19 protein-coding genes are annotated in these 25,986 nt (G+C 40.0%); 15 read left to right on the top strand and 4 right to left on the bottom strand.

Going from position 1 to position 25,986, the window contains the following annotated elements:
• Window position 1 precedes the first annotated feature (1 nt).
• From JHD79_RS10485 to JHD79_RS10420, 14 genes are all read left to right on the top strand, one after another.
• Complete coding sequence (locus JHD79_RS10485) at window positions 2-163, top strand: hypothetical protein (RefSeq protein WP_199119183.1); 162 nt, start codon at window positions 2-4, stop codon at window positions 161-163.
• Entirely contained in the window at window positions 163-846 is a 684-nt protein-coding gene (locus tag JHD79_RS10480) for a hypothetical protein (RefSeq protein ID WP_199119182.1), read from the top strand. The genes JHD79_RS10485 and JHD79_RS10480 overlap by 1 nt, the downstream gene beginning before the upstream one ends.
• Window positions 821-2,608, top strand: coding sequence for a type VI secretion system tip protein VgrG (vgrG, locus tag JHD79_RS10475; protein ID WP_199119181.1), 1,788 nt, complete (start codon window positions 821-823; stop codon window positions 2,606-2,608). The genes JHD79_RS10480 and vgrG overlap by 26 nt, the downstream gene beginning before the upstream one ends.
• Before the next feature lie 19 nt (window positions 2,609-2,627).
• Window positions 2,628-2,927: a PAAR domain-containing protein gene (locus JHD79_RS10470; RefSeq protein ID WP_199119180.1), complete on the top strand. Its 300-nt coding sequence runs from the start codon at window positions 2,628-2,630 to the stop codon at window positions 2,925-2,927.
• A gap of 1 nt (window position 2,928) precedes the next feature.
• The gene (locus JHD79_RS10465; RefSeq protein WP_199119179.1) at window positions 2,929-3,387 is read left to right on the top strand and encodes a GPW/gp25 family protein; all 459 of its coding nucleotides are present in this window, start codon (window positions 2,929-2,931) and stop codon (window positions 3,385-3,387) included.
• Window positions 3,388-3,401: 14 nt separating this feature from the next.
• Window positions 3,402-6,500 carry a hypothetical protein gene (locus JHD79_RS10460; RefSeq protein WP_199119178.1) on the top strand — a complete coding sequence of 1,033 codons (3,099 nt, stop codon included), beginning with the start codon at window positions 3,402-3,404 and terminating at the stop codon, window positions 6,498-6,500.
• Window positions 6,501-6,510: 10 nt separating this feature from the next.
• Window positions 6,511-7,218 carry a hypothetical protein gene (locus tag JHD79_RS10455; protein ID WP_199119177.1) on the top strand — a complete coding sequence of 236 codons (708 nt, stop codon included), beginning with the start codon at window positions 6,511-6,513 and terminating at the stop codon, window positions 7,216-7,218.
• A gap of 4 nt (window positions 7,219-7,222) precedes the next feature.
• A complete protein-coding gene (locus JHD79_RS10450; RefSeq protein WP_199119176.1) occupies window positions 7,223-9,118 on the top strand; it encodes a hypothetical protein in 1,896 nt (631 codons plus the stop codon).
• Window positions 9,119-9,128: 10 nt separating this feature from the next.
• Window positions 9,129-11,999, top strand: a complete 2,871-nt coding sequence (locus JHD79_RS10445; protein WP_199119175.1) for a contractile injection system tape measure protein — start codon at window positions 9,129-9,131, stop codon at window positions 11,997-11,999.
• 61 nt (window positions 12,000-12,060) lie between these two features.
• Window positions 12,061-12,618, top strand: coding sequence for an N-acetylmuramoyl-L-alanine amidase (locus JHD79_RS10440; protein WP_199119174.1), 558 nt, complete (start codon window positions 12,061-12,063; stop codon window positions 12,616-12,618).
• 2 nt (window positions 12,619-12,620) lie between these two features.
• The gene (locus JHD79_RS10435) at window positions 12,621-14,759 is read left to right on the top strand and encodes a DUF4157 domain-containing protein (RefSeq protein ID WP_199119173.1); all 2,139 of its coding nucleotides are present in this window, start codon (window positions 12,621-12,623) and stop codon (window positions 14,757-14,759) included.
• Window positions 14,760-14,941: 182 nt separating this feature from the next.
• On the top strand, window positions 14,942-17,110 hold the full coding sequence (locus JHD79_RS10430) for a DUF4157 domain-containing protein (RefSeq protein ID WP_199119172.1): 2,169 nt from the start codon (window positions 14,942-14,944) through the stop codon (window positions 17,108-17,110).
• A 144-nt stretch (window positions 17,111-17,254) separates the two neighbouring features.
• Entirely contained in the window at window positions 17,255-19,381 is a 2,127-nt protein-coding gene (locus JHD79_RS10425) for a DUF4157 domain-containing protein (RefSeq protein ID WP_199119171.1), read from the top strand.
• A gap of 110 nt (window positions 19,382-19,491) precedes the next feature.
• Window positions 19,492-20,796, top strand: coding sequence for an ATP-binding protein (locus JHD79_RS10420; protein ID WP_199119170.1), 1,305 nt, complete (start codon window positions 19,492-19,494; stop codon window positions 20,794-20,796).
• A gap of 107 nt (window positions 20,797-20,903) precedes the next feature.
• Here the strand turns inward: JHD79_RS10420 and JHD79_RS10415 are convergent, their stop codons facing one another.
• Both JHD79_RS10415 and JHD79_RS10410 read right to left on the bottom strand, forming a co-directional pair.
• Window positions 20,904-22,274, bottom strand: a complete 1,371-nt coding sequence (locus tag JHD79_RS10415) for a hypothetical protein (protein WP_199119169.1) — start codon at window positions 22,272-22,274, stop codon at window positions 20,904-20,906.
• 177 nt (window positions 22,275-22,451) lie between these two features.
• The gene (locus tag JHD79_RS10410; protein WP_199119168.1) at window positions 22,452-23,309 is read right to left on the bottom strand and encodes a class I SAM-dependent methyltransferase; all 858 of its coding nucleotides are present in this window, start codon (window positions 23,307-23,309) and stop codon (window positions 22,452-22,454) included.
• 569 nt (window positions 23,310-23,878) lie between these two features.
• Between JHD79_RS10410 and JHD79_RS10405 the strand changes: the two genes are divergently transcribed.
• Complete coding sequence (locus JHD79_RS10405) at window positions 23,879-24,550, top strand: BON domain-containing protein (RefSeq protein ID WP_199119167.1); 672 nt, start codon at window positions 23,879-23,881, stop codon at window positions 24,548-24,550.
• Between the two features lie 174 nt (window positions 24,551-24,724).
• Here the strand turns inward: JHD79_RS10405 and JHD79_RS10400 are convergent, their stop codons facing one another.
• Window positions 24,725-25,120 carry a hypothetical protein gene (locus JHD79_RS10400; protein WP_199119166.1) on the bottom strand — a complete coding sequence of 132 codons (396 nt, stop codon included), beginning with the start codon at window positions 25,118-25,120 and terminating at the stop codon, window positions 24,725-24,727.
• Window positions 25,121-25,273: 153 nt separating this feature from the next.
• Window positions 25,274-25,834, bottom strand: coding sequence for an AraC family transcriptional regulator (locus JHD79_RS10395; RefSeq protein ID WP_199119165.1), 561 nt, complete (start codon window positions 25,832-25,834; stop codon window positions 25,274-25,276).
• Between the last annotated feature and the right edge of the window lie 152 nt (window positions 25,835-25,986).

The following is a 25,986-nucleotide window of genomic DNA, read 5'->3' as shown; positions in this document are numbered from 1 at the left end:
AATGGCCATTGTAATCAAAGAAATTTCGGTAAAGGCTACTATCGAAGCTAGATCCAATAATAGCTTGCTAAACGAAAAAGATATTCAACAGCTAAAGGCCGAAATCATGGAAGAAATAAAAGCGGTGTTAAAGAAAACAACGTTAAGAAAAGCCAAGAGATAATGGAACTGCAGAAACTACAGATTATTGGTTATGTGAATTCAAGTTATACTACAACCGATTTAAGCAGGCAATTTGCCGCACAGATCAATCCAGCACAAGTAAAGGTTGGCAAGCAGATTACCTATAAGCCTGATAATACCTTGGGCAAGGAAAAAAAAGCAGCCCGCTATAGGCATCATGATGCTGCAAATTTATCTTTCGACCTTTTTTTGGACGATACGGGCGTAATACCAGGGAAGAAAAAAAATATTAAAGCACTTATCGATGAACTTGAAAATGCACTTTATAAAACCAATGCGGAAAGCCACGAGCCCGGTTATGCCAAAATTGTGTGGGGCAGTCTTATTTTTCATGGCAGGATAAAAAGCCTGAGTTATGACTATACCCTTTTTTTGCCCAATGGTGTTCCATTGAGAGTAAAGGTATCGGTAGCATTTATAGGACATTTTGATAAAGATGTAACGGTGAAAAATTCGCCAGATGTATCACGTACCATCACCTTTAAGGCCGGAGATAAGTTGGCCGCTTTCTGCCGGGAGATTTATAACGATGCTTCCTATTGTGTAGAACTGGCCAGATTGAACAATTTGCAAACTTTTAGAAATATACCACCGGGAACGAAGATCATGTTTCCTCCATTAATTAACTTCTCCCAAAATGAGCAACTCTCCGGAACAGCATAGCGAAGGGCTGATTACCTGCAGCATTTATAGCGAGAATGCCAAAATTAAAGATCATTTTGGCGTAATATCGCTTTGGGTACGTAAGGAGATCAACCGGATAGGTAAGGCCCAATTGGTGTTGGAAGCAGGAAATATGCCCAAGCAGGAAATTCTGGAAAGCGAAGATGAAACTTTTGCCCCAGGAAAGCATATTCGCATAGAAGCAGGCTACAAAGGCAGTCAGAATGTGATTTTTGAAGGAATTATTACTTCTCATGGAGTAGAAATTGCAGAATCGGAAGATCTGCTCATTATTGAATGTAGGGATTTTGCCTACCCAACCACCTTGTCCAGAAAAAATAGGATTTTCGAGAAAAAGAAAGACAGTGATGCCATAAAGACTATTTTGGGCGAATATTCGAAACTAGAACCTACAGTTAAAGATACCAACGCTACCTATAATGAGCTGGTACAATATTATTGCTCCGATTGGGATTTCATTTTATCCCGGGCCGACATGAATGGACTGTTTGTCATTACAGAAGGTAAAAAAATAAGTATTGACATGCCTAAGTATAATGCCAGCGCTGTATTAACAGTTACCTATGGCAAAGACATGTTGGCTTTTAAAGGCGATCTGGAAACGGAAGAGCAGTTGATAGCGGCAGAAGCTGTAGCCTGGGACAGTACCAAGCAGAAATTGATAAAGGCCAGTGGAAGTAGTACAGCGCTCAATAAGCAGGGCAGCCAATCGCCAAAAGAACTGGCTGGAACGGTAGGCAAAAGAAAGGCGGTTTTACAAACAACTGCCATTTCAGACGAAACGATCTTAAAAAGCTGGGCCGATGCACAAATGCAAAAAACAGGATTGGCACGTATAAGGGGAGAGGTTAAATTTCAGGGAAATGCTGACATTGCATTGGGTAATGTGATAGAACTGGCCGGATTGAGCAAACGTTTCAATGGCAATGCCTACATCGGCATGGTAGAACATGAAATTAAAGAAGGCAGCTGGGTGACTACGGCTGGGCTGGGGGTATCGCCCAGTAACATTACCGAAAATACAGATGTAGTTGCTCCACTGGCTGCGGGCTTGTTACCCGGCATACAAGGGATGCACATTGGTAAAGTAGTGGCCATAGAAGGTGACCCAGATAAGGAAAATAAGATACAGATCATGCTTCCTATCCTCAATGGAGAAACCAATAAGGTGTGGGCAAGATTGGCTACGCTTTGGGCCAGCAATCAATATGGAGGGTTCTTTATTCCCGATGTGGGCGATGAAGTAGTAGTAGGATTTTTTAATAACGATCCCTGTCATGCTGTTATTTTGGGGAGCTTATATAGCAGTAAGCAGCCACCTGCAAACAAAATCGAGGCAAAAAATAATATTCGCAGCATTATTACCAGATCAAAGTTAAAGTTGGAGTTTGAAGAAGAGAAGAAGATCATTACCATACAGACCCCTGGTAAGAATACCATCGAGATTAGTGATGAGGGAAAAAGCATTACCATATCCGACCAAAATAAAAACAAGATTGAAATGAGTGCCAGTGGCATCAAGATCGAATCTGAAGGTAGTTTGTTGTTAAAGGCAAAAACAGGAATAGAGATCAATGCCGGAACAAGTATAGAAATGAAGGGAAAATCGGCCATCAATATGAAAAGTGCGAACATAGAAGCCAAGGCAGACATGGCCTTTACGGCCAAGGGTGGTGCACAAGCAGAACTCTCGGCAGGCGGACAGGCAGTGATAAAAGGGGCCATGGTGATGATCAATTAATTTACTTAAACCAAAGAATATGCCACCAGCAGCAAGAATAAGCGACATGCATGTATGTCCTATGGTCACCCCCGGACTACCTCCCATACCTCACGTAGGTGGAGCCATCATTGGTCCTGGCGTACCCACGGTGCTCATTGGGAAAATGCCCGCTGCCGTAATGGGAGATATGTGTACCTGTGTGGGGCCACCAGATAGTATTGTAAAGGGATCGGTAACCGTATTGATAGGTGGCAAGCCTGCCGCAAGAATGGCCGACACCTGTGCCCATGGCGGAACCATAGTATTGGGATGTGTTAACGTTATTATAGGAGGTTAAAATGGAAAAGATACAAGACAAACCTTATTTGGGAAGGGGATGGGCATTTCCACCTCATTTTACTTTAAGTGATGGAGACATGTCCAATGATGATTACTATGGGGCTGTGTTGGTAGAAACAGAAGTAGATATTGTACAAAGCCTTAAAATATTATTGTCTACAATGCCTGGAGAACGAATATTTAGGTTCGACTACGGTTGTAATACCGAACATTGGGTATTCTTAGAAATGAACACCTCCCAAACTACACTCATTATCGACAGCATAGAACAGGCCATTGTTATGGGAGAACCACGAATTTTATTGGAGAAAATAGAAATAAAAAATATAGATAGACTGGAAGGTAGGCTAGAGATACAACTCTATTACCATATCAAGGAAACCAACAGCAGAAGCAACATGGTTTATCCTTTCTACTTTAAAGAGGGAACCGATTTAAAAATAGTTTCAGCAAGATGATCAATTGAGAAGATATGAAACAACAGGATGGTTTAGATCATGTAAAACGCCTATTGCGTGTACAGAAAGAAAGAAAATTAGCCGTATTAGATACCAATCTGAATGCCCTGATGGCACAGGCTTACCAATTTTCTGGCTTTTTACGCTATTATAATCTTAAGCACCAGCCCGATGGCCATTTTGATCGGTTATTAAAAGCATTTAAAAATCCAGATTTATTAGTTGAGGAAGCAGATAAAAATAACGCGAGTGGACACTTTGAGCCTGCTATGGCCATACTGCTTATTTTTCTGGAGAACCTGAATAAAACCACCCAACAATTTAGTCAACGTTGGAAAGAATATCCAGAATGGTATCTAAAATATATTTTAGCGGTAGAACCATTGCCAGTTAAAGGGAATAAGGTATGGCTAGGCCTGCAAAAAGATCCTAATGAAATCGTTACCGTTAAAGAGGGAACCCGCTTTATAACCCGTAACGAGCAGGATGAACCACTATATTATACTTCTTTGAATGATATTTCATTGACCAATGCTAGCCTTATAGGTGCTTATGTGATCAACTTGGAAAAGGATCATCGGAAAGTTCCAGAAAAATATCTACAGTTAGCCACCGCTGTTAGGGTAACACCGCTGCGCACAGAACAAAACCCGGTAAGTAATATGTCCAATGTGCTTAAAACATTGGGTATTAAGATCACCTCACCTTCCTTGCTGTTAAAGGATGGTCTGCGTATGGTAACCATTACCATTTTTAGTGAAGAGGAATGGATGACAGATATGGTACAAAAGATTTACGAGCTCAGGGAACTGAAAAGAAGAAAACCAAACCTGAAAAGTTTGGAATATGAGGGGGCAATTTCCGAAAAGATTTTTGATAATATATTTTTCTTGACCATCAGTACTACAGAAGGCTGGAAAAATATCTATAGATATACCGTAACCAGAGATAAAATAGGTAAAGGACTTAAGTTATCTTTTACATTGGATGAAAAATTTCCGCCAACGGAACGGTGTACCCTAGAAAAACACAAGTTTACTTCGAAATATCCCAAGTTAAACCTGCATCTTAATTTCGAAGCTTGGATGTACCCATACTCTTGGATCAAAGACCTTAAGATTAACAAGATTTTGATAAGGACCGAAGTGAGCAATAGCAGTAATGTGCAGGTATATAATGAACTGGGAAAAGTAGATAGTTCAAAACCATTTGCTCCTTTTGGAATAAGCAATAAGAAAGGAAGCTGGTTTGCCCTGGGCAATTATGAAATGGCCATAAAAAATACCAAAACCGTATCGGTAGATATGCGATGGATACAGCTTCCAGATAATGAAACAGGACTTTTAGGCTATTACGCACCATATGGCCAGAACATAGATAATACCAGTTTTAAACTTCGCACCTATTACCTTGCCGATTTTGATTGGAAAGCAAGTAAGGAAAATGCCGACCAATATCTTTTTGCTACCCACAACAGTAGTATAAATCAAAGCCCTGTAAACAATGCGAAGCTTTACCGCAAAACTTGCTTGGCCAATATCGATGTGACAAAAATGCCTCCTATAAAAATAAGTGAGGAGGAATATGAATATAACCAGTTAGCCAGATCTGGATTTATAGAGTTGGTACTACAATCGCCAGAAATGGGCTTTGGTGAAAGTGTTTACCATAAACGCTTTACAGAATTAATGATGAAAAGCGCACGGAAAGATCAGAAATATCCTGAATTAAACCCACCCATAAGCCCCCTTATTGACCGGATAACACTCAGTTATGTGGCCGAAGATATCATCGACCCCTTTCATATCAATGAAGAAAGTGCGGTAGATTATATTTTACCTCTTGATGATCTTACCAATTTTCCACTACATATAGATAACCCCATCACTTTTGCGGCCCCATTAGATGAGGTTAATGTTTTGATTGGTCTTCAAAATGCAGCACCAGGCCATTTATTGAATGTATTTTTCGAATTTGAACCTTCCCAAGAAGAAACCGCAAAAAATGACCAGCCCATTATTCAGTGGTACATTGGCCATATGCGTAAATGGAAAGCTGTTTCCCAAGATTATTTTGTACAGATAGATGAAACCATGCACCTTTCATTAACGGGACGCATACAGTTTTTCCTCCCCGAAAAGATTGATGCCTCTCTTTATGATCACCACGGACACTTGTGGATAAGGGCTGGGATCAGTTCGCAACAAACAAACCTGTTTCTTTTGAAATCTATCTCCCTAAACCCCGTACTGTTACAACTGGATACGACAGTTATGGCACCAAACACCTCTTTTACAAAAGTAAAAGCTGAGCTAGAACCAGAAAAAAATATACCGGGCATAATTGCTTGGCGTCCACTAAGCCCTTTTTTCGAAGGACGGACAAAAGAAACCGACAATGATATGCTCATTCGTATCTCAGAGCATATTACGCATTTGGGCAAGGCCGTTACGCCCCGTGATTATGAACGGATCATACTCCAAGTGTTTGCAGATATTGGTAAGGCCAAATGCTACAACGAGATCATCAATAAAAAAAATATGGTGACCATTGCCGTACTACCGGCCAGTTACTCGGAAAAACCATTGGTGGCTAATTATGCCATGGTCAAGATGGAACGTTTTCTCCAACGGATCAACTCTAGCTATGCAGATCACATAAAAATAACCAATCCCAATTATGAGGAAGTGATGATAAGGATGAATTTGGAATTCAAGGAAAGCTATTTTTCAAAAAAAAGAAGAAAAAAAATTTTGGATCTGGTAAATAACTGCATCGCTCCTTGGCAAGATCAGCAAGTACTGCCCCAGTTTGGATACGTGGTTTCCATCACTAACATGTACCAGCAAATAAGCGAAGAATTCGGAACAGAAATTACCATCAAAAACTTTCAGGCCATTTGTTTCGGTAAGCATCCCAACAGCTATAGGGTAATTGATTATGAAGAAGAGCGTCGCATTACAGAAGAGGTAACCATAGCACCTGCCCAGCCGCATACCATATTCATACCTTCAAAAGAACATATTCTACATATAGAACAACCTAACCAACCCTTTTCAGCAACTTTCGGAATTGAAGAAATGAAGCTGGGAAATACATTTATCATTAAATAAAGCTTCAGCTATGGCAAAATTAAATCGGGAAACATTGAAAAACTATTTCAGATCAGGGCAACAGCCTTCGGAGAAAGCGTTTGCAGACTTGATCGACTCGACGGTAAACATATATGATGATGATTTTTCGAAAAATGAAGAAAAAATGCTGAAAGTGGCTGCCCAAGACGACCAGCGTACGGTAATATCAATTTTTACAGAACGTAAAGCAAATGAAGCTGGATGGAACATTGATGTAGAAAAAAATGGAGATCTCTATATACGAAGTGCTGAAAAAGACAGTCAAAATGAAGGGTTTCTGGCCATAAGGAAAAATAATAAAATTGAATTTAATGCCTCAGAAATTAGTCTTGTAGGTCACACCAGACAAGGCATCTCGGGAACATGTCCTACTGATGGTAAATGGTATGGTATAAGCGAAGCACGAAGTGGGATAAACATGTATGAGATAAGGGCATCCTATATGGGTAACAACAATAGGTATGGTACAATCTTGGCTTGGGCCAGTCATTGTGGAGGCAAAAAAAGAAAGATAAGAAGAATGTGTCCCCGCTCTTTTTTTTGGCAAAATAAACTACAGTTAAAATGGATGAAAGTGAGGGACGATCGCGGAAGTAAAACCAAATGTATGCTGTGTCTGCGTAGCAGATATCGCAACAGTAGTGGAATTGTCCAATACAGTATCAATCATATTTGGAACCATGTAGCCAATACCTAAGCCTATGTTTATCACCAAAAGAGACAAGGAAGATAACTATTACAAGCAACTGCAAGATACAACACTTGAACGTATAGAACAGCTATGCGGAAAGAAATGGACAGACTATAACGCCCATGATCCCGGTATTACCATTGCCGATTACTTTAACTACGCACTCTTAGAGCTCCATTATCGCCTAAGCCTTCCGGCCATAAGCTATCTTCAATCTCATCAGAGTAAGGCGGTTCAATTAGATCATGCAGGATTACTATCGGCAGAAGAAGTATTTGTACAGGGTATTGTAACCGAAACAGATTACGAGGAACTTTTTAAAAGTAGACATGGGGAAATAAAAGCATGTAGGGTGAAATACAATAAGCACACAGTACGCTATGATGTTTTTATTCAGTTTGATGAAGGGCAAGCTTTAAGTTCAGCCGAGCAGACAAAATGGGAAGAAAAAATAAAGAAAACCTATCATCAACACCGTAATCTTTGCGAAAATATTGGAGAAGTAAGTTTCGATTTTGATAGAAACAAGGATCCATTGCACTATGTACAAGATGTTTTTCATGGAACACAGCCCTACGAATATCCTCAGTACAAAAAATCACCTGTAGAAGTAGAAACGAATATAGGTATGTTCTCGAAAGTTTATGAATCCATACAATATGATTTTCCGGAAAACTATGGTATAGGACAAAGAGGCGCACCATTGGGCATGAGCATAGAAGATAAATCCAAGATCATGCAATTAAAGGCCTATCTACTGATTATTGATCTTGTTTTGGCCGATACCATACAACAGGCCAGTGTGGTAAAAGATCTGCTCGATTTTTCAGGTAAAATCCCAAAAAGTAGCGTGCCGGAAATAGCCATTTCCGGATGGGAGGAAATAGTGGATAAGGAGCGGGAAAGTAAAATAAACCTGAATAGGGATGTCTATTACAATGAACAAAAATCAAACTACCTCGATCTCCTTGATATCATTTATGGAGAAGATACCGATATATATGCTAAAAACGATAACGAACGGAATGAGAAAAGGGCAAAACTCATACGCCAACTGCCACAACTCAATGCCATTAGGTTTAAGTCGTTCAATGTCAACGACAGCAATAGTGTGCCTACTATACAGTTGATGATAGATTTACTTACCGATCATAAATACAGAAGCTCGGCAACGGATACCTTTAATAAGTACGGATTGCGTATTATAAGCGATGAGGAGTTTTTTGATAAATATACCTTTCTTAAGAATTTTGCTTTCGGACTCGAAATCAATGATCAAACCCTACTTCGGGATATAGCCCACAAAAAGGTAGATTATGGTGAAGGTACCTTTCATCTGCTCAGAAAAAATATTAATCTTTTATGGTATAACGTACTTTTTGAGAGCTTCCTGAAATATGCAGATAACAGTGAATATTATAAGATATTGATCTTGCCAGAAAATGAATATCTCTTGGTATTCAAACATCCCGAAAGAAATGAATGGATTAATATGGGGCTTTTCTTTAAAAGTATGGAGGCCCTGACCGAAATTGCCAATCTCTTTTGGGAATTTATGAAAAAGATTAAGCATAAAGAGGAAAACAATAGCTTCTATTTTATAGAGCAGCTGTTGTTGGAGCCCTGTTGCCTACACGATAAGGGGAAATTGGCCGTAGTGGCCATTGGTGAGGCGAAAAGTAAGAAAGACAAGCAGCATATAGAAGAACTATTGGCAGAAAGATTGCCGGCCCATATCCATGTACAGCTATACTATGTACCAAGAGAACAGTTTAATCATTTAGAACATCTTTACTTTAACTGGCGCAAGGCTTTGGCCCAAAATGAGCCGAGCAACAGCATGCCTGCCGGTAGTGCTATCCGTCGTTTTTTGAGCAGAAACACCCAATACGCAAAAACACTTTGAAATGGACTAAATGAACAGCGTACAAAAAATAGCCTTTCAGTTTGCCGGAACTTCGCAAGCGTTTTTTAGTGCAATGTATGCACGTTGGGATAATTTCTGGTTAACCCAGCTCGAGCAATCTACCGAGCGCATATTTAGTAAATTAGACGATGTTGACCATGTGCTTGCACTTGATGCCCTTGAGCTTGATCTGGGAGATATCGAAGAGAAAGATTTTGAACAGCGCTTTATCGCATTATATGAACAACAGTTAGAAGATGCCTTATTAAAATTACTGTACGAAAATTCACCTGTAGGCCTTCGTAAAGTATCTCTTAAGCAGAATCTGTCCGCCCTACTGTTTCAGTTTCTGCTGCATGGCTCATTACCTTGGAATACCTCTTCTGACTATAAGAACATAGATAGCCTCTTTACAGAAGTAGCCAAAACAGACAGCAGGGGTTTGAGACATTTCCTGCAGCGCTATGGTCATTATACCAGTCTACAGCAACGATTAGTGTTACAGTTGGAAGAAGAGACCCTTACCATAGGCATAAGGGTAATTGCGCCGACAGAAGGAGTCTTTATTTTGTCGTATGTTCGTTTTGTACAATCCAGGTATAAAAAGTTAAACTCTCCCAAAATAGGCCAGTCGCCCTATAAAGAAGCCGTATGGCAGGTAGTATATGCTTGGCTGCTGACCAATCGGAGTTCATTCTTTAATCGCAAGGTATTTTTGGAGCACACTATACGCCAACTGGCACATCGCTACCTCACTACTTATTTAAATTTACTGAACCTCTTGCTTTATAGCCAACATAAAGACAATGATTATTCACTAGAATTATTTCAGCTGTTAAATGCACTTAAAGCTGAACATAAAACAGATCATCAATGGAACAATAACTGGCTACAATTACACCACTTACTAAGGGGTATAAACACCAGGGATGAGGAAAAGGGTACCCTTGGCCTGGATTGGAAAAGAAAGGTTTCAAACCTGCTTAGAAATGAAAGTACTAATTATCTGCTGTTGCAAACGTTGAAAGAAAAACAGATTCTAAAGTTGGTGCAATTGCTTATTCCCCAACAATATACTTTTGTAGCTACTTATGCACAAGAGCTGGACCGTCAAAAAGATAGGGGATTGCTGCAGGGCAAGACGGGAACAGGTTTCCACCTGCTTAAATGGCAGATTATGTTTCCTATTCTGTTGGCAGATAATGGGCTAGGTTTTAACCGTCATCATTTTGTACAACAGGTGTTGCAGAAAGTGGCTGGCCATTATAACCTCCGTATGGTAGACATATTGCAATACCTTAATCTTCAAGTAGAAAACCTGTCGATAAGCAAAGAGCTGTGTGCTATATTGGAAGAATTATATGCTCGTTTTAACCTTAAGACAGCCCACCATCAACAAGATACAGTTTGGGATATTCAGCAAATAACTAAAGCGCTATCTGGTACTCATAATCTCGAAATAGATATCGCCCCGAAGTGGAAACAGCTACTTAAAGACGAAACCATTAGGAACAGATTGCTTGTTCAGCTGAAAGAACATCAGCATGAACAATTGGTAAAAATGCTTTACGGTAAAGAAAGTCGATTCCTATTGGCCTATGTAGCTACCATCAAACAGCAGCAGCAAAAAGGCATATTACAAGGTAAAACTTCGGGTAGGTATCAGCACCTTAAATGGCGCTTTTTACATGATGTACTCTACGAAAGCCAAAATCAGTCATTCAATAAAAAACACATTGTAGAGCGTACCTTTAAAAAAATAGGGTCACATTATAATCTTAGCATCAAGGAATTGCTGATCTACTTTTATCGGGAAACCCAAAACAAGGGGTTCGGTTTACCATACCAATTGATAAAAATAATAGCCGACCTTTATCAGGAATATACAGGCGTACCATTGCCGGAAAAGACTATACATCAGTCAGCAGAATTAGAAACCAAGAAACGAGAAGACAAGAGTTACAACTTGTTGGAACGTTATCTGGGCAGCGAACCTGGACTAAAAAAAATGAGGATTGCACTGGCCCAAAATACGGAGTTTGTAGCTTATTTGGAGCCTGTGCTGCAAGTATATTCCGCCTTGTGTAACTTTATGCTACTGCATAATAATATTCGGGTCAATCATAGGCAAATACTCGCTCTATTACTGCGTTTGGCAGCGAACTATAACAAATGGAGCAGGGTAGAGGTGTTGATCAAGGTTATAACCCTCTTATCCGATCACTTAAAGAGTGAAGAACAACAAGAACAATTCAGTCAACAATTACAGCATATGGCAGCCCTGAATCCGTTTCTGAAAGACACTATAGCGTTAAAAGAAAAATTGCTTAAAGAAGCCAATCAACCTTTGGCCGAACCAGAAGATGATATTGAAGCCGCACCCCCTGTGCTATCTTTTGTCAATAATGCGGGTTTAGTATTGCTTGCGCCATTTCTGCCCAGGCTTTTTCAGCTCTTAAACCTAACAGAAAATGGGAAGATAAAAGATAAAAATGCCTATATAAAGGCCCTATACCTGATGCAGTATGCCGTGTTTGGAACAAGCGAATTTTCAGAGCATGAATTACAGCTTAACAAGTTACTTACAAGTTTTCATACGGTTGTGCCCGTGCCCCGTAAGTATTTGCTTACGGATCAGGAGAAAGAAACCGTCGATCAGATGCTTAACGGAGCCATGCAGCATTGGGGCAAGGTAAAAACAGTGGAGGGCCTGCGCGAAGGATTTCTGCAGCGAGAAGGAAAACTCGAAGAAAAAGAAGAAGAGTTTGAGCTTACTGTAGAAGCAAAAGCTTTCGATATGTTATTGGATAGCCTTCCCTGGAGCTTTAGAACCATAAAATTCAGCTGGATGGAAAAAGCCATCCAGGTAAAATGGAGATGAAAGGGCTGCATGACCCCAAGCCGTAAAACATACTTGTTCACTATTAAAAAATAATACGCTCATGAAAATACTACTAGACAATGGACACGGAGCCGAAACACCGGGCAAACGCTCGCCAGTATGGCCAAATGGCAAGCAGCTGCTAGAATGGAAATTTAACCGGGAAATGGTAGCGCTTATTGCTGCGGAACTTCAGCAGTTGGATATAGAGCATCAAGTTATTGTACCGGAAACTACAGATGTTTCTTTGGCGGAAAGGGCAAACCGCGCTAACGTCTATTACAGCAAGGGAATAAAATGTATACTGGTTTCGGTGCATGCCAATGCCGGTGGTGGAACTGGATGGGAAGTTTTTCATTACCCCTCTTCCGAAGTATCTAAAGCTTATGCCCAGATATTTGCCCAAGTGGCCAGTAAAGCATTGCCCGAATTTAAAAATAGAGGGGTGAAATCAGAGAACTTCCAGATCCTAAGACAGGCAAAATGTCCATCTGTACTTACCGAAAACTTATTTATGGACACTTGGAAAGACTGTGAATTTATATTGTCTCAAGAAGGTAAAGAACGGATCGCCAAGCTTCATGTAACTGCTATTCAGCAGATCATTAAAAACGGATAAGAATGAAAACCATTGCAAAAAATACCGAAATACCTCAAGCCATACAGGCTAAGGCAAACAAACAGGCTCCGGTAAACACCATTTTACAAAGCTATAAAGATAAAACTGCCCAACGCCAATCGGCAGAAGAAGAGGAGTTGTTGCAGGGCAAGTTTGAAGCTGTTCAGAAAATGGAGCTGGAGGAAGAAGAGCCCATTCAGGGTAAATTTGAAACCATGCAATTGCAAAGCCCTGAAGAGGAGGAATTGTTGCAAGGCAAATTGGATACTGCCCAACTAAAAAGTGCCGAAGAAGAGGAGCTGCTGCAGGGAAAGTTTAGTACTGCCCAGCTTCAGGCTGAGGAGGAAGGACCTTTGCAAAAAATGGAAAACAATACAGGGCTACCCAATAACCTGAAAAGTGGTGTTGAACATCTTTCTGGTTACCGTATGGACGACGTAAAAGTACACTACAACTCTGCCCAACCGGCCACCTTGCAGGCGCATGCCTACGCACAGGGAACCGATATCCACATCGCACCCGGGCAGGAAAAACACTTACCGCATGAAGCATGGCATGTGGTGCAGCAAAAGCAGGGAAGAGTAAAACCGACCATGCAGATGAAGGCAACAGTTCCGGTTAATGATGATGCTGGCTTGGAGAAAGAGGCGGATGTAATGGGGGCCAAGGCCGCACAACTAAGTAATACCACTACTCGACATCTGATTACTTCAAAAACTTTTCATCCATCCGCCAATCGTGTGCAACGAAAAGTAGTTCAACTTGCTTCGGTAAGGTTGTTGGAAATATATGAAGATTTCCGCACAGTAATAGACGACATGAAGATGGTATTTGATGAAGTTGATGAGGATACGGTAGAAAAGGCAGGGGAATATTTAACAATGGTACACTATTATTTGGATCAAGTAACCGAATTACATGAAACTGACGAAGAGGGAATAGCCAAACAATCCAAATTGCTAACTGTATTATCACATTGGGAGGGTATATTGGAGCAGTTAGCAGGAGTTCCAAGTTCTGTATCGAGTTGCTTGAGAAAAGTGATATTAGCAGATGACTGGAATAACCATGATCTGGTACGAACTATTGGACTCCACTCATGGCACGAAGTAGAAGACGCATGGCATTCATTAGCAGCTAATGCCATCATGAGAGAAAAGATGAACAAGTTTGTTTTGGTGAGACTTCAGGGTAAGCCCTTCCATGAACCAACCAGCGAAAGTGAAGTTCCAAGCTATGAAGCGTGGCCGGAGATTACTATGGGCGAACAGGCTGGACCTAAATGGGGTACAGAAACAGAAGGGGGGAGAGTATGGGTAAGTTTAAAAAAACGATTTAGATACACGGCAAAGGGTGCAACAGGTGATGATGTACAAAAATTAATAAAATTGACTGAAATGCTAACCTATTTCAAACGAACCCCTCTTGTTACCACACCTTATGGCAATCTCGCTATCGACAATGTTTTCTCTGAAAGGGAAGGCTTATTAAATGGATTAAAAAAACCCTTGCCACTTGAAATTGCAAGTAGGGCGATGGATGGAGGAATAAATATAGAAAGCCCTAATGTAGAAATTCAGAAACGGGAAAATAGGAAAAAAGAAACCTGGCCAACAGTGGCACCAACAACGGAAGGTAGATTAGTACCTGTAATTGGTACTGCCCATGAAGCATTGGGTAAATTTAACTCATACTTTAACACATTCAAAGCAGATAACATTCCGTTCAAACAAGCACCACAACATGTTACGGTAAGTGGTGTCCCAGAGGATATCATAAAAATGGCCGAAGAACTCCTTTCTACCTCAAAAAAATTCAAAAAAGGTACTGCTGCAAAATCTGCCTTATCGATGATGCCCAAAACAGCATTGGAACTTCTCAGGCATCCTTCCCTATCTCCAAAAGCGAGTTTGGCGCTAGAAAGGATTGCACATCAGATCCGTGAAACCCTAAGGCCACAGCTTCCTCATACAACAATATTTGCAGATGAACACCTTAATGCAATCATTATTCCAAAAACTGGTGTTCCGAGAGAAATAGGGGGTTTTTCACTTACCACTCCCATGACAAATGCTTACCCATTAATCAAATTAACAGCATCGGAACCAGGAGTAATGACGGTTTTACGGGAAAGAAGGTAAGTTATACTAACAAGTTAATGAATTTATACAAACTTCAATTAGAAAATGAAACTACCTGTCTCCACATAAAGACTTGGATCGCCCTTATACCGAATTTGATGGATGGAAAGGTGCTGTGCACTAAGGTTTTTGCCGGTAGGCAAAACCGAAGCTATTATGCAAATACTTAAAAATGGATAAGAATGAAAACAACTGCAAAATATGCCGAAATGCCTAAAGCCATACAGGCTAAGGCAAACAAACAGGCTCCGGTAAACGCCATTTTACAAAGCTATAGAGATAAAACTGCCCAACGCCAATCGGCAGAAGAAGAGGAGTTGTTGCAGGGCAAGTTTGAAGCTGTTCAGAAAATGGAGCTGGAGGAAGAAGAGCCCATTCAGGGTAAATTTGAAACCATGCAATTGCAAAGCCCTGAAGAGGAGGAATTATTGCAAGGCAAATTGGATACTGCCCAACTAAAAAGTGCCGAAGAAGAGGAGCTGCTGCAGGGAAAGTTTAGTACTGCCCAGCTTCAGGCTGAGGAGGAAGGACCTTTGCAAAAAATGGAAAACAATACAGGGCTACCCGATAACCTGAAAAGTGGTGTTGAACATCTTTCTGGTTACCGTATGGACGACGTAAAAGTACACTACAACTCTGCCCAACCGGCCACCTTGCAGGCGCATGCCTACGCACAGGGAACCGATATCCACATCGCACCCGGGCAGGAAAAATACTTACCACATGAAGCATGGCATGTGGTGCAGCAAAAGCAGGGAAGAGTAAAACCGACCATGCAGATGAAGGCAACAGTTCCGGTTAATGATGATGCTGGCTTGGAGAAAGAGGCGGATGTAATGGGAACAAAGGCGTTGCAAATGAAGGTTGATGACTATATAAATAAACCATTGAATTCTACGCTTGACATCAATAATGTAAAGTCTATTCAAAGGAAGGTATTGATAAACAATGTAGTTTTTACACCAGAATCTGACGAAAAATCTTCTCCTGTATTAAAAGATGCAATTGAAGATGAGTATTTAAGGTATTATGAAAACAAGGAAGAAGCTTTAGACCATATAGATAAAAATGTTCCGGGTAATTTCGGATTGATTAGACCCCGTGCCTTGTGGTACAGAATTCCTTATTTAAATACCCGTTTCTTTGTATTTGGAGAACATCATTCGGCTGTAAAAGGTAGTCAAATCAAAGCTGCAAGTAATATTACAGCGCCTATTCTTGATGAAGCACGAAGTGGTTGGAATTCAGATGAAATGATAAAAGATGAATTGGAAAAAGATAACGATACCGGGCTTGATGAAAACTCTTCAAAGTTATTACGTGCTCTTGAAATGTGGCGTATTCTCGTTCGGGTACCAACGGTTGAAGGAGGAGCTGCACCAAGCTTACCTAAAATACCAAGGGGAGATACCAGTATTAGGGAAGAAAGAGGAGGTACTAAGCGTCTAATCGTTCATGGTGAAGGAGGCGAAGAGGAATACTGGAAACCTACCGGGGCAGTATCGGCTCCTTCAATTGGTTATGATCCACAGGCTGAGATGTTGGCTGCAATTGAAGACCTTTTCGAAAAAGTTTTTGCTGTTGAAATTTCGAAACTTAATTTTGAGCCATTGCCTAATGCGGATAGTGTATCAAAGTCTTGGGGCTACTTTAAAAAGAGGGCATGGATAGGACAAGAAAAAGAAACTAATATTAAAATAAACGTGTGCCAATTTCTCTATGACGCGGCAAAACAGCGAGCTTCCCTAGAGTATGCAAAGTTGGACAATACCGAGAATCGTGATAAAATTAGGGGAGGTGATAGAGTAGGATGGAAAGCAGATGATTACCGAGACGAACATATGTTCGTAAGAATATTGGAAGCACAAAAGCAAGGCTCATTTGCCTTTGCAAATATGGGAAATGCACATTTAATGCGCTTAAAAAGTAGATTTGAAGCACTGGGTATTCCCTATATTTTAGTCAGTGATTTTTTTGATAGTTATACTAAAGATGCCATAGATACAAAACAAATAGCATATAAAAATAGCCCAGAGTTTCGTAAAAACCAAAGATTAGTATTATGGTTACGGGCAGCTTTTATAATATATCCAAATTTGCAGCAAATGCATTTGGATATGCTTAATAATTATGATCTTGGCGAATTCGTCCTAAAAGGAAGTATATCGAAATGGGAACATGGAGATATGGTACCAAGCGAAGAAACGCATCATAAACCTGTATTATTCCAATTGCTGAAAGATCTAAAAAAAGCTTATCCGAATAGTGATGACTTTATTTCTGATTTGACACTTGAGGAGCTTGGCGAATTCCTTACTACTGAAAAAATTCGAAGATGGGAAGCTATGTAGGATGATTAAGATATTGAAGTCTTTTGAATAATCGATGTCCAATTTATAAAGTATACGAAAATAAACACATTTTTTCTTTTCCTCCACATCGCTATTTCTTTCTATTTAAGCAATGGGAACTCGTGAAAAACAAAATTTATACGGATGAAAAAACATACAAAACATGCCAAAATGCCTCAATCTATACAGGCTAAGGTAAACAAACAGGCTCCGGTAAATGCCATTTTACAAAGCTATAAGGATAAAACTGCCCAACGTCAACCAGTAGAAGAGGAGCTGTTTCAGGGAAAATTTAGTACTGCCCAGAATGGGGTTGAGGAGGAAGAACCTTTACAAAAAGAAGAAAATAATACAGGCTTGCCCGATAACCTGAAAAGTGGTGTTGAACATCTTTCTGGTTACTGCATGGACAATGTAAAAGTACATTACAATTCCACCCAACCGGCTACTTTGCAGGCGCATGCCTATGCCCAGGGAACCGATATTCACATTGCCTCGGGGCAGGAAAAACATTTACCGCACGAAGCTTGGCATGTGGTGCAGCAAAAGCAGGGACGTGTGAAACCAACGATGCAGCTAAAGGGAACGGTTCCGGTCAATGATGACACAGGCTTAGAGAAAGAGGCAGATATGATGGGAGGGAGGGCCCAGAATGCCAATCAAGCTAAACCAACGTCATTTAAAACCCCAAAGAACAGTTCGAAGGCATATCAAAGGGTTCGATTCTCAAATTCCAATAGTTTTCATAGGGAACACATTGCTTCCGATCAACTTCCTGCTGGCCTGGCTAAAGAGATGGTGAAGTATTACAGAATTGATACTGATACACAATTTATGATTTCCCTTTCTCCAAAAAATAAAGCTTGGGTTGCAAAATACTCTGGAATACCAGGTGCACCGCAATATGTTGGTGATCTTGTTTGGGTAGAGATTACGAAAGACGATTGGGAAGTAATACGTCAAACTGCTGACGCGGCTAGTTTAAATAAACTCTCTAGACCTAAAGTAGAACAGCTTTCTGAAGAGCATTTTCAATTACAGGCTGAATTAATGAAAGAACTTGATCAAAAGATAACAGGGATAGATGAAAGGGAAAGAAAACATGTTTATCGGCTTGGTACCGTAGAAGTTAGCTTTCCTGACGGAAATTTAGCCTTGAGTTTAACGGCGCCCATACTGGTCGTGCCTAATGGATTAGCTCCGGGTTATGGCCTGATTGCGGATAATGAAGGACTTCAAAATGCTATTAAAGAGAACATTCGACATACGCTTGAACAATCTGGTCAATTAGATTACATCCAGCGTAATGAATTGGTTGATGATCAATGGAGGGTTATCGTGGATGTTGATTTTTATTATGAGCGTCCAGCAGATGCTGTTGGATTTCATAAAGACACTATTGGACGATCGCTATTTGTAAATTTAAACTTCAATAATCCCGATCATGAACTGGTTGGGCCAGAATATATTCTTAATCCAATGGTTGTCGAGGAGCATGATAGTCATATAAAACCTAAACTCCCAGTTGAATTTTTTAGCGATTTAGCTAGTGAAAGAACACGTCTTCCAATACCGGGACAAATAGAAGCAACAAGAATACCCGAACGCGGTCGGGTAAGTTTTGTGGACGAAATGATCCATCATACTACCCCTTATAGGGACCACAGGGGTATTTCGAATATACAACTTGATACATTTATACGAAATGGAAACGAAAGAGATTTATACAAGAGCGTTCGAACCGCTTATCTTTTTTGTACCTTGGTAAATAAAGTTTCACGTGCCTTGGTACCTATTGAATATTTGAAAGAGATAGAACTCACTGAAGAACAAATAAGTTTCTTGTGTCCAAATGGAAAGTATGCCAGTAGTCAAGCAATGAAATCACAAGTTAAAGGTCAAAAAGAATATATTCAAATGCAAGAACTAGTTCTAAAAAATCCTATAGTAGTAAATACTGTAAAATTAACTAGGGGGGCCACACATTATGATAAAGATGAGCTATTACAGGCTGGATTGGATAGTAATTTTGTGAATGAATTATTTGCTCATTATCAAAAACCTAACATGGATAGCGTAAGTCTTGCTGGATGTGAAGACCACTGTGATTCTAGTGTAGAATCGAAGCCCTATCCCATAAAAGCACCACAACAACGAAAATTAACAAGAAGAATGAGTGAAATGCTTTTGACGCATCAATTGCCACCAGCAACTGATAAAAAGAGACAGTTTCTTAGAACTTGGGTTCAGGCCATACCAAAAAATAAATAGATCCAATTCTACTTTCATCCTTAAATTTTTAAATAACACATTAAAAATTATACGCTATTAAACTTCTATTAGCTTAGAATTTTACCTTATTCATGAAAAACATGTATAAAATGAAACTGTCAACCTCGCAATTTCAAACCCTTCTCCACACTGCTTTATCGCTTTATTTTAGACAAGAAGGTGAATACACCTCCCTGCGGAAAATCCCTTTAGGCGGAGATGAATTAAGGGAGCTGATCGGAAGGGAATTACCTTGGGAAGAGCAAATTGTTTTACTGTTAGCGCTCATGCCGCACGTTAACCCGCAGGCATTGGATCTGTTTTTTATCCACAACAAAGAGCTGGACCGTCCTTATACCGAATTTGGTGGCTGGAAAGGCACCTTGCACAATGGTTTTTTGCCCACAGGCGAAACAGCTGCTTTTCTACTCGCTATAGATAACCAGGAAAGCCGTTCACTGCTGATAGAGTTATTCGGCAAAGAACATTGGTTTCATCAACAAAATATTTTGCGTCTAGAAGGCCAAGGAGCGGGAGAACCATTTTTAAGTGGAAAATTGTGTGTGTCAGATGAATTTCTGGCTAAAATACTTCACAACGGAGACTACCGTCCCGATTATAGTAGTGACTTTCCGGCCAAACGGGTAGAAACACATTTGGAATGGAACGATCTGGTCGTTCCATTCCATTTATTGGAAGACTTGGAAAACATTTCGAAATGGCTGGAACATGAACAGGCTATTCGTTTGCGTTGGGAGCTGAATAAATACATTAAGCCAGGCTATCGCTGTTTGTTTTATGGTCCGCCTGGAACGGGGAAAACCTTGGCAGCGTCCTTACTGGGTAAAAAACATGGTATGGATGTTTATCGTATCGATCTGTCGATGGTGGTTTCCAAATATATTGGCGAAACAGAAAAGAACCTGGCCAAGATCTTCGACCGTGCCGAACACCAAAATTGGATCCTCTTTTTTGATGAGGCCGATGCCTTGTTTGGGAAACGTTCGGAAACCAACTCCTCAAATGATCGGCATGCCAACCAAGAAGTAGCTTATCTGTTGCAACGTATTGAAGATTTTCCAGGCACGGTGGTATTGGCCACCAACCTAAAAGATAATTTAGACGAAGCCTTTTTTCGTCGTTTTCAATCTGTGTTGTATTTTCCTATGCCTGATCAACAATTGCGGCTTCACCTATGGCAACAAATGATCCCAAAAGAATGGCTTGTCAAGTCCACAGTTAATTTGCTACAGGAAATTACCCATTATAAGTTGGCCGGTGGTAGTATGGTAAATGTGATACAGCGCTGTGCCCTTCAGCTATATCAACTAGAACAACCAGTACTTAGTTTAGCTATGCTGACCAGTGCTATAGAAAAAGAATTGCTTAAAGAAGGAAAAATGCTCGGTAGCTAAAGGGGACTGTGGTAACAATAAGTAATTAGAAAAATAAAAAGTCATCTTAAGTTTATTAAGATGACTTTTTTGTGGTTTATTGGTTTTGCTAAATATATGGCTTTTAACTAAGGTGCAATTAGGATAAACTTATAATTGCCTGCTTCACTGACATTAAAAGAAAATTTACCATTGGGATCAGTCATCATGACCATTAAGCTTCCGCCCGGATTTTTCCCTCCCTTCACAATAATTCCACCTATGGGATTACCAGCTACCAGGGCATGTGCCTTCGGCCTTTCTTTTGTGCTGCTTACACCCTTTTGACTGATGCTTTTACCTTGGGGCTCATCGGGTGCGGTAATAGTAAAGGTATAACGACCAGCTTCTAATCCTTTAAGTTCCAACTCCCCTTGATCAGTGGTGTTGATTATCATGGCATTTCCACCAGGGTTTTTGCCGCCCTTCACCACAATGCCACCTATGGGTTGACCCGCAACGAGGGCATGTGATTTGGTACCGCTCAATCCTTTTTCACTGATGCTTTTTCCGGTAGGTTCTGCTGGAGCTATCCATTTTCCGGTAGCAGCGTAAGAGGCAGCTGCCGCACCATTGCCACTATTAGGTTTTGAGGCAACTGCTGAATACAGCATACCTCCATCACTGGGTTTGGTCACTTTACCTCTTAAACGTTTTGAACGGGAACTAAAATTCCAACTCAAACCTGCATTTACCGTTAGAGCCTGGTAATGAGTTTCGGTAGCTTGCTCAAACATTTTTCCAGAGGCAAGTTGGGTTGCTTCGTAAGTTCTTCCCTCATTAAATCCACCTGAAGGCACAAGATAACTTTGTGCACTCTTTATGTTTGGACCTATGTTTATTGCAGCCGAAGTATAAATACTAAAATTTCCTGTAATGGAATAGCTGAGTTTGAGCTGAGGCCTGGTGATAAAACCAGTAGTTTTTGTTTTTGGCGATTCGGAGAGCACAATAGACTGAGCAGCACCATTTACCATCACTGTGCTGCGTTGTATAAAACCATCCTGTTCTAAACTAAAATATCCTCCACTAAGGGAAGGAGAAAAGCTAAGCGATCCAAAGCTAATGTCAGCTTGTAAACCTGCGAAACCAGTAAAACCTTTATTAACAGAAGCTCCTTTTTTTACACTGGTGATGTCTAGGGTTCCATTGTATAATTTATAGGATTCCTGTAAGGTTTCTACATTTGGCAGAAGACTTTTAGCGGTATGGTAAGTACCACCGGCTACTATTCCCAAGGCGAACTTGTCACTGCCTTTTACGGAACTATCCCAGCTTTTGCTCAAAAACGGAACAAATACATCTGCATTAAGGTTGTAGCCATTGCCTAAATACGATTTAGTTTTTAGCGATGATGTAGGATCGTTTATACCACCACCTATAGAAACGGTGAAGGCTTGTTGTGCCAATGTTACCTTGGCAAGCAGTAATAGAAGTGTTATAAGTATATTTTTCTTCATGATGGGGTAGCTTTTTTATTTGATATTTCGCTACTTAACTGTATATAAAGGCCAGCCCCAATTTGTTACCCCATAAGTTTAAAAGAAAACCAAAAGTGGAAATCTTACAGGAAAAGCTGAAGAAATAGCTGTTTGTTGAGTGGGTGTGAACCCCATGGCCTAAAGATGACCTATTGTTTATATAGTAGCTATCAAAAAGTCTTCTCCAGTGGCAGGGCTCAGGTGATCTGTCCTGTTTGAAAAATAAAATTGGGCAAGGTTGCTGCTGCTTACGGTTTCTATATTTTTTAACCCCGTCTCATGTGCTAGCTTCAATAAATCTTCTGGAGTAAAAAAGCTGATGAATGGTGTGCCAGCAGCCTTGGCGCCTTTTTCTGCTATCAATTGTAAGGCTTTGTCTTCTTCATCCATTAATTCCAATGGTAAATAAAAGGTAATCGCCAGCTTAGAGCCGGGTGCCAGTTTTGTTATTTGAGCGAGCATAGCCTCAATTGCCTCTTTAGTAAGATACAAGGTAACACCAGTGCAGGTAATCAGTGCAGGTTTATGGGAATCAAACCCTGCTTTTAATAACTCTTCCCACCAAGAAGAAGTTTCAAAATTGACAGGAACAAAATGTAGCCATTTTGGAATGCCAAAGCCAAGTTCCATTAACCTTTTTTGTTTCCAGATTTGCGTATCAGGCTGATCAATTTCATAGATTTCGATTTTGGAAGCTATATCTGGCCTACGTTGGGCAAAACTGTCGAGCCCAGCACCAAGAATAATATACTGGTGAACCCCTTGATTACTTTGTTCGATAAGGAGGTCATCAATAAAACGGGCACGGGCCAAAATAGATGCCCGAAGGCGTTTGGTAAACGTGGGGTGCATATCTGGGCGTTGCTGCCACTGTTCGCTAGGGGCGATCAATCTTAAGCCTATTTCATCTTCAATTAAGTATGGTTCCGAATCCACTTGAAGGTGGAGTGCCCTCCACAAAGCCGTTCTAACTGCTGTATGATCTGGTTCTGGATTTTTTTTATGCTGTTCCATGGGATAACAATTGCATGATGAGGTACTAAAAATGCTGGTTGTAAAGTCTAAATTACAAATTTAGTAATGAAATATTGCTCACCTGTTTTTTGCTATATTATCGCTTGAGGTAGAGGGGTACTTAAAACATGAACATCCCATTAATTCATTAGATCTATAGCTGGTTCAAAGTAAATAGAACTGTCTTTTTATAGGAAAATTATCATAAAGATCAGGCTTTTGCCATTCTTATTAACATTGATGGTCTGTACTGTTACAGTAGCTATTGAATACCCCATGTCTTCAAGTGAGCAAATAGCCTTAAAGCCAACCTTCACATTGGTGCTCACTTAGTTGTGCATCTAAAATGCGCCCCTAAGGGGAGAGAAATTCGTCGTTTTTTTGTACAACTTTAAGTGAAATTTATAAAATTCACACTTTTTAGTGGTAGCTGTTTGTAGGAAAACCTGAAAGGATGGAAGGGACCGGAAATGTGAATTGTGTAATTATTTTGTTTAAACATATAACAAACAATAGGTGATATCGGCAAACTTTGCATTGTGAAATAATTCACCCTAAAATTTTAAGTGATGAAAAGCAATGAAAGTTTACAGAAAGACGTTCAGGATGCCATAAAGTGGGAACCACTTTTACATGCTGCAGAAATAGGTGTAATAGTTAAGGATGGAGTAGTCACCTTAACGGGCACTGTAGATAATTATGTCAAAAAAACAGAAGCAGAAACAGCAGCGAAGAAAGTGGCCGGAGTTAAGGCTGTGGTAGAAGAAATTGAAGTAAAGTTTGCCAACAAAGACATTAAGGATGATAGTGATATTGCCGGGGAAGTGTTAAATGCGCTTAGATGGAATTGGCAGGTGCCAGATGAAAAGATAAAAGTGAAGGTTGAAAAAGGATGGGTAACCCTAGAAGGCGATTTGGATTGGTATTATCAGAAGAATGCAGTGAAAAAAGCGGTCAAAAATCTTTTAGGTATAAAGGGTGTGATCAATAATATTAATATTATTTCAGTAGTAAAAGATAGGGTGGAAAAAGAAGAAATAGAAAAGGCCATTGCCCGCGACTGGTCCATCAATGACCAGGATATCAAGGTAGATGTTTCAGGAAACCGTGTAACCCTTAGCGGTACAGTGAATTCCATATTTCAGAAAGACGAAGCAGAGCGAGTGGCTTGGAAAGCGCCCGGCGTATGGTTCATAGATAATGACATTGTCATTGAATATGATTACTATCTGGTAGATTAACACATAGAAAGGAAGTCCAAAAAAGCATGATCCTTTATAAGGTGCCAAAAAAATCATCATAAATAAAATGTGGTTTTTATAAGAGGGTATCTTTACTAAATTAAATGAAAGGAGAAAGCAGCTTTTTGGACATCCTCTATCATTTTTGCATTTGGGGGAGAAAAGATATTATAGTCAACGTGCCTGGGTTTTTTCTGTAAAGTATTTGCGTACAAAAGCATGCTGTTGGTTTTCGGTCATCTTATCCGCTTGCCTAATTTCAACTTTGATCTTCGAAAATAGATGGTCATCCCTAAAGGTATGATACAATTCTACTTTTGCATCGGTTGGTCCGAAAAGAATAACTTCCTCGTAATTTCTAATAATCTCGGCAAGTTGTTTGTAATAAGCGGCCTGCTCACCCTGTTCCTTGGTATGCATGGTATTTTCACCCCTTTTTATGGCTTCTTCTTTTTCTTGATGCGTAAATTTGCATTCAAGGGTTTTTGTAAGCATGGGTGCGTCTTGGAATTCGATGAGGTTTGCTATAGAATGGTCCATCCAAATACCCAGTTTTGTTGATGTTGTCATGATTATTTTATATTTTAAAAGACCAAAAATCCGATCTGCTCAAAAATATTTGCTTTAAAATGATGATGGTTATGGAATTCTTAGGTTTCGTTACATGATTCACACTTTTAGGTTATGGAATGACTAAGCTGAAAATTTAGGGCAATTGATCTCTTATACATTTTCAAGCGCAATCCTATTTTCAAAAGAGGTATTTCTGAACAATGACGCCGTTAGGCCTGTAACCTGTTTGAACTGTCTGGAAAGGTGTGCAACACTGCTATAATTCAAAAGGTAGGAAATTTCGGTAAGGTTGAGTTCATGATAAAGCAGCAGTTCCTTTGCCCGTTCAATTTTGTGGTTGATGATGTAATGTTCTATGGTCATTCCCGTTTCTCGCGAAAATACATTGGCTAGATAGGTATAATCATGTTTGATTTTCTCGCTAATGTAATTTGAGTTTTTCACTTTGGGAAATTCCTCGGTGTAATGTACCATATCAATGATAGTGTTCTTAATGCGCTCAATAAGCATGGTTTTTTTATCTGTGATCAGCTCCATGGCAAATTTGCTCAATACCGTCTTTAACTGTGTATATTCTTCTTCGGCTGGAACATCTACCAGATCAACTTCTCCGAGGGTAATATGGTGATACTTTAACCCAAGTGCATCGAGTTCGTTTTTTACGATGATCTTACAGGGAGTGCTCACCATGTTCCTGATATGTAATTTCATGATTGAAACGATTAGATTAATGGAAGGCAAAACAATATTGCTGAATATCGTTTGCTCTCTACAAAATTCATGATTGGCCACTATTTAACGAATGATGGTCGTCAAGGTATTATTAGATGTTCATCATTGACTAAAGAATCGCTAAAAGCTAT

Source organism: Pedobacter sp. ASV28 (assembly GCF_016428855.1).
In the GTDB taxonomy this organism is placed as follows: domain Bacteria; phylum Bacteroidota; class Bacteroidia; order Sphingobacteriales; family Sphingobacteriaceae; genus Pedobacter.
The sequence above is the reverse complement of the archived record's forward strand: the minus strand, read 5'-3'. Positions and strand labels throughout refer to the sequence as shown.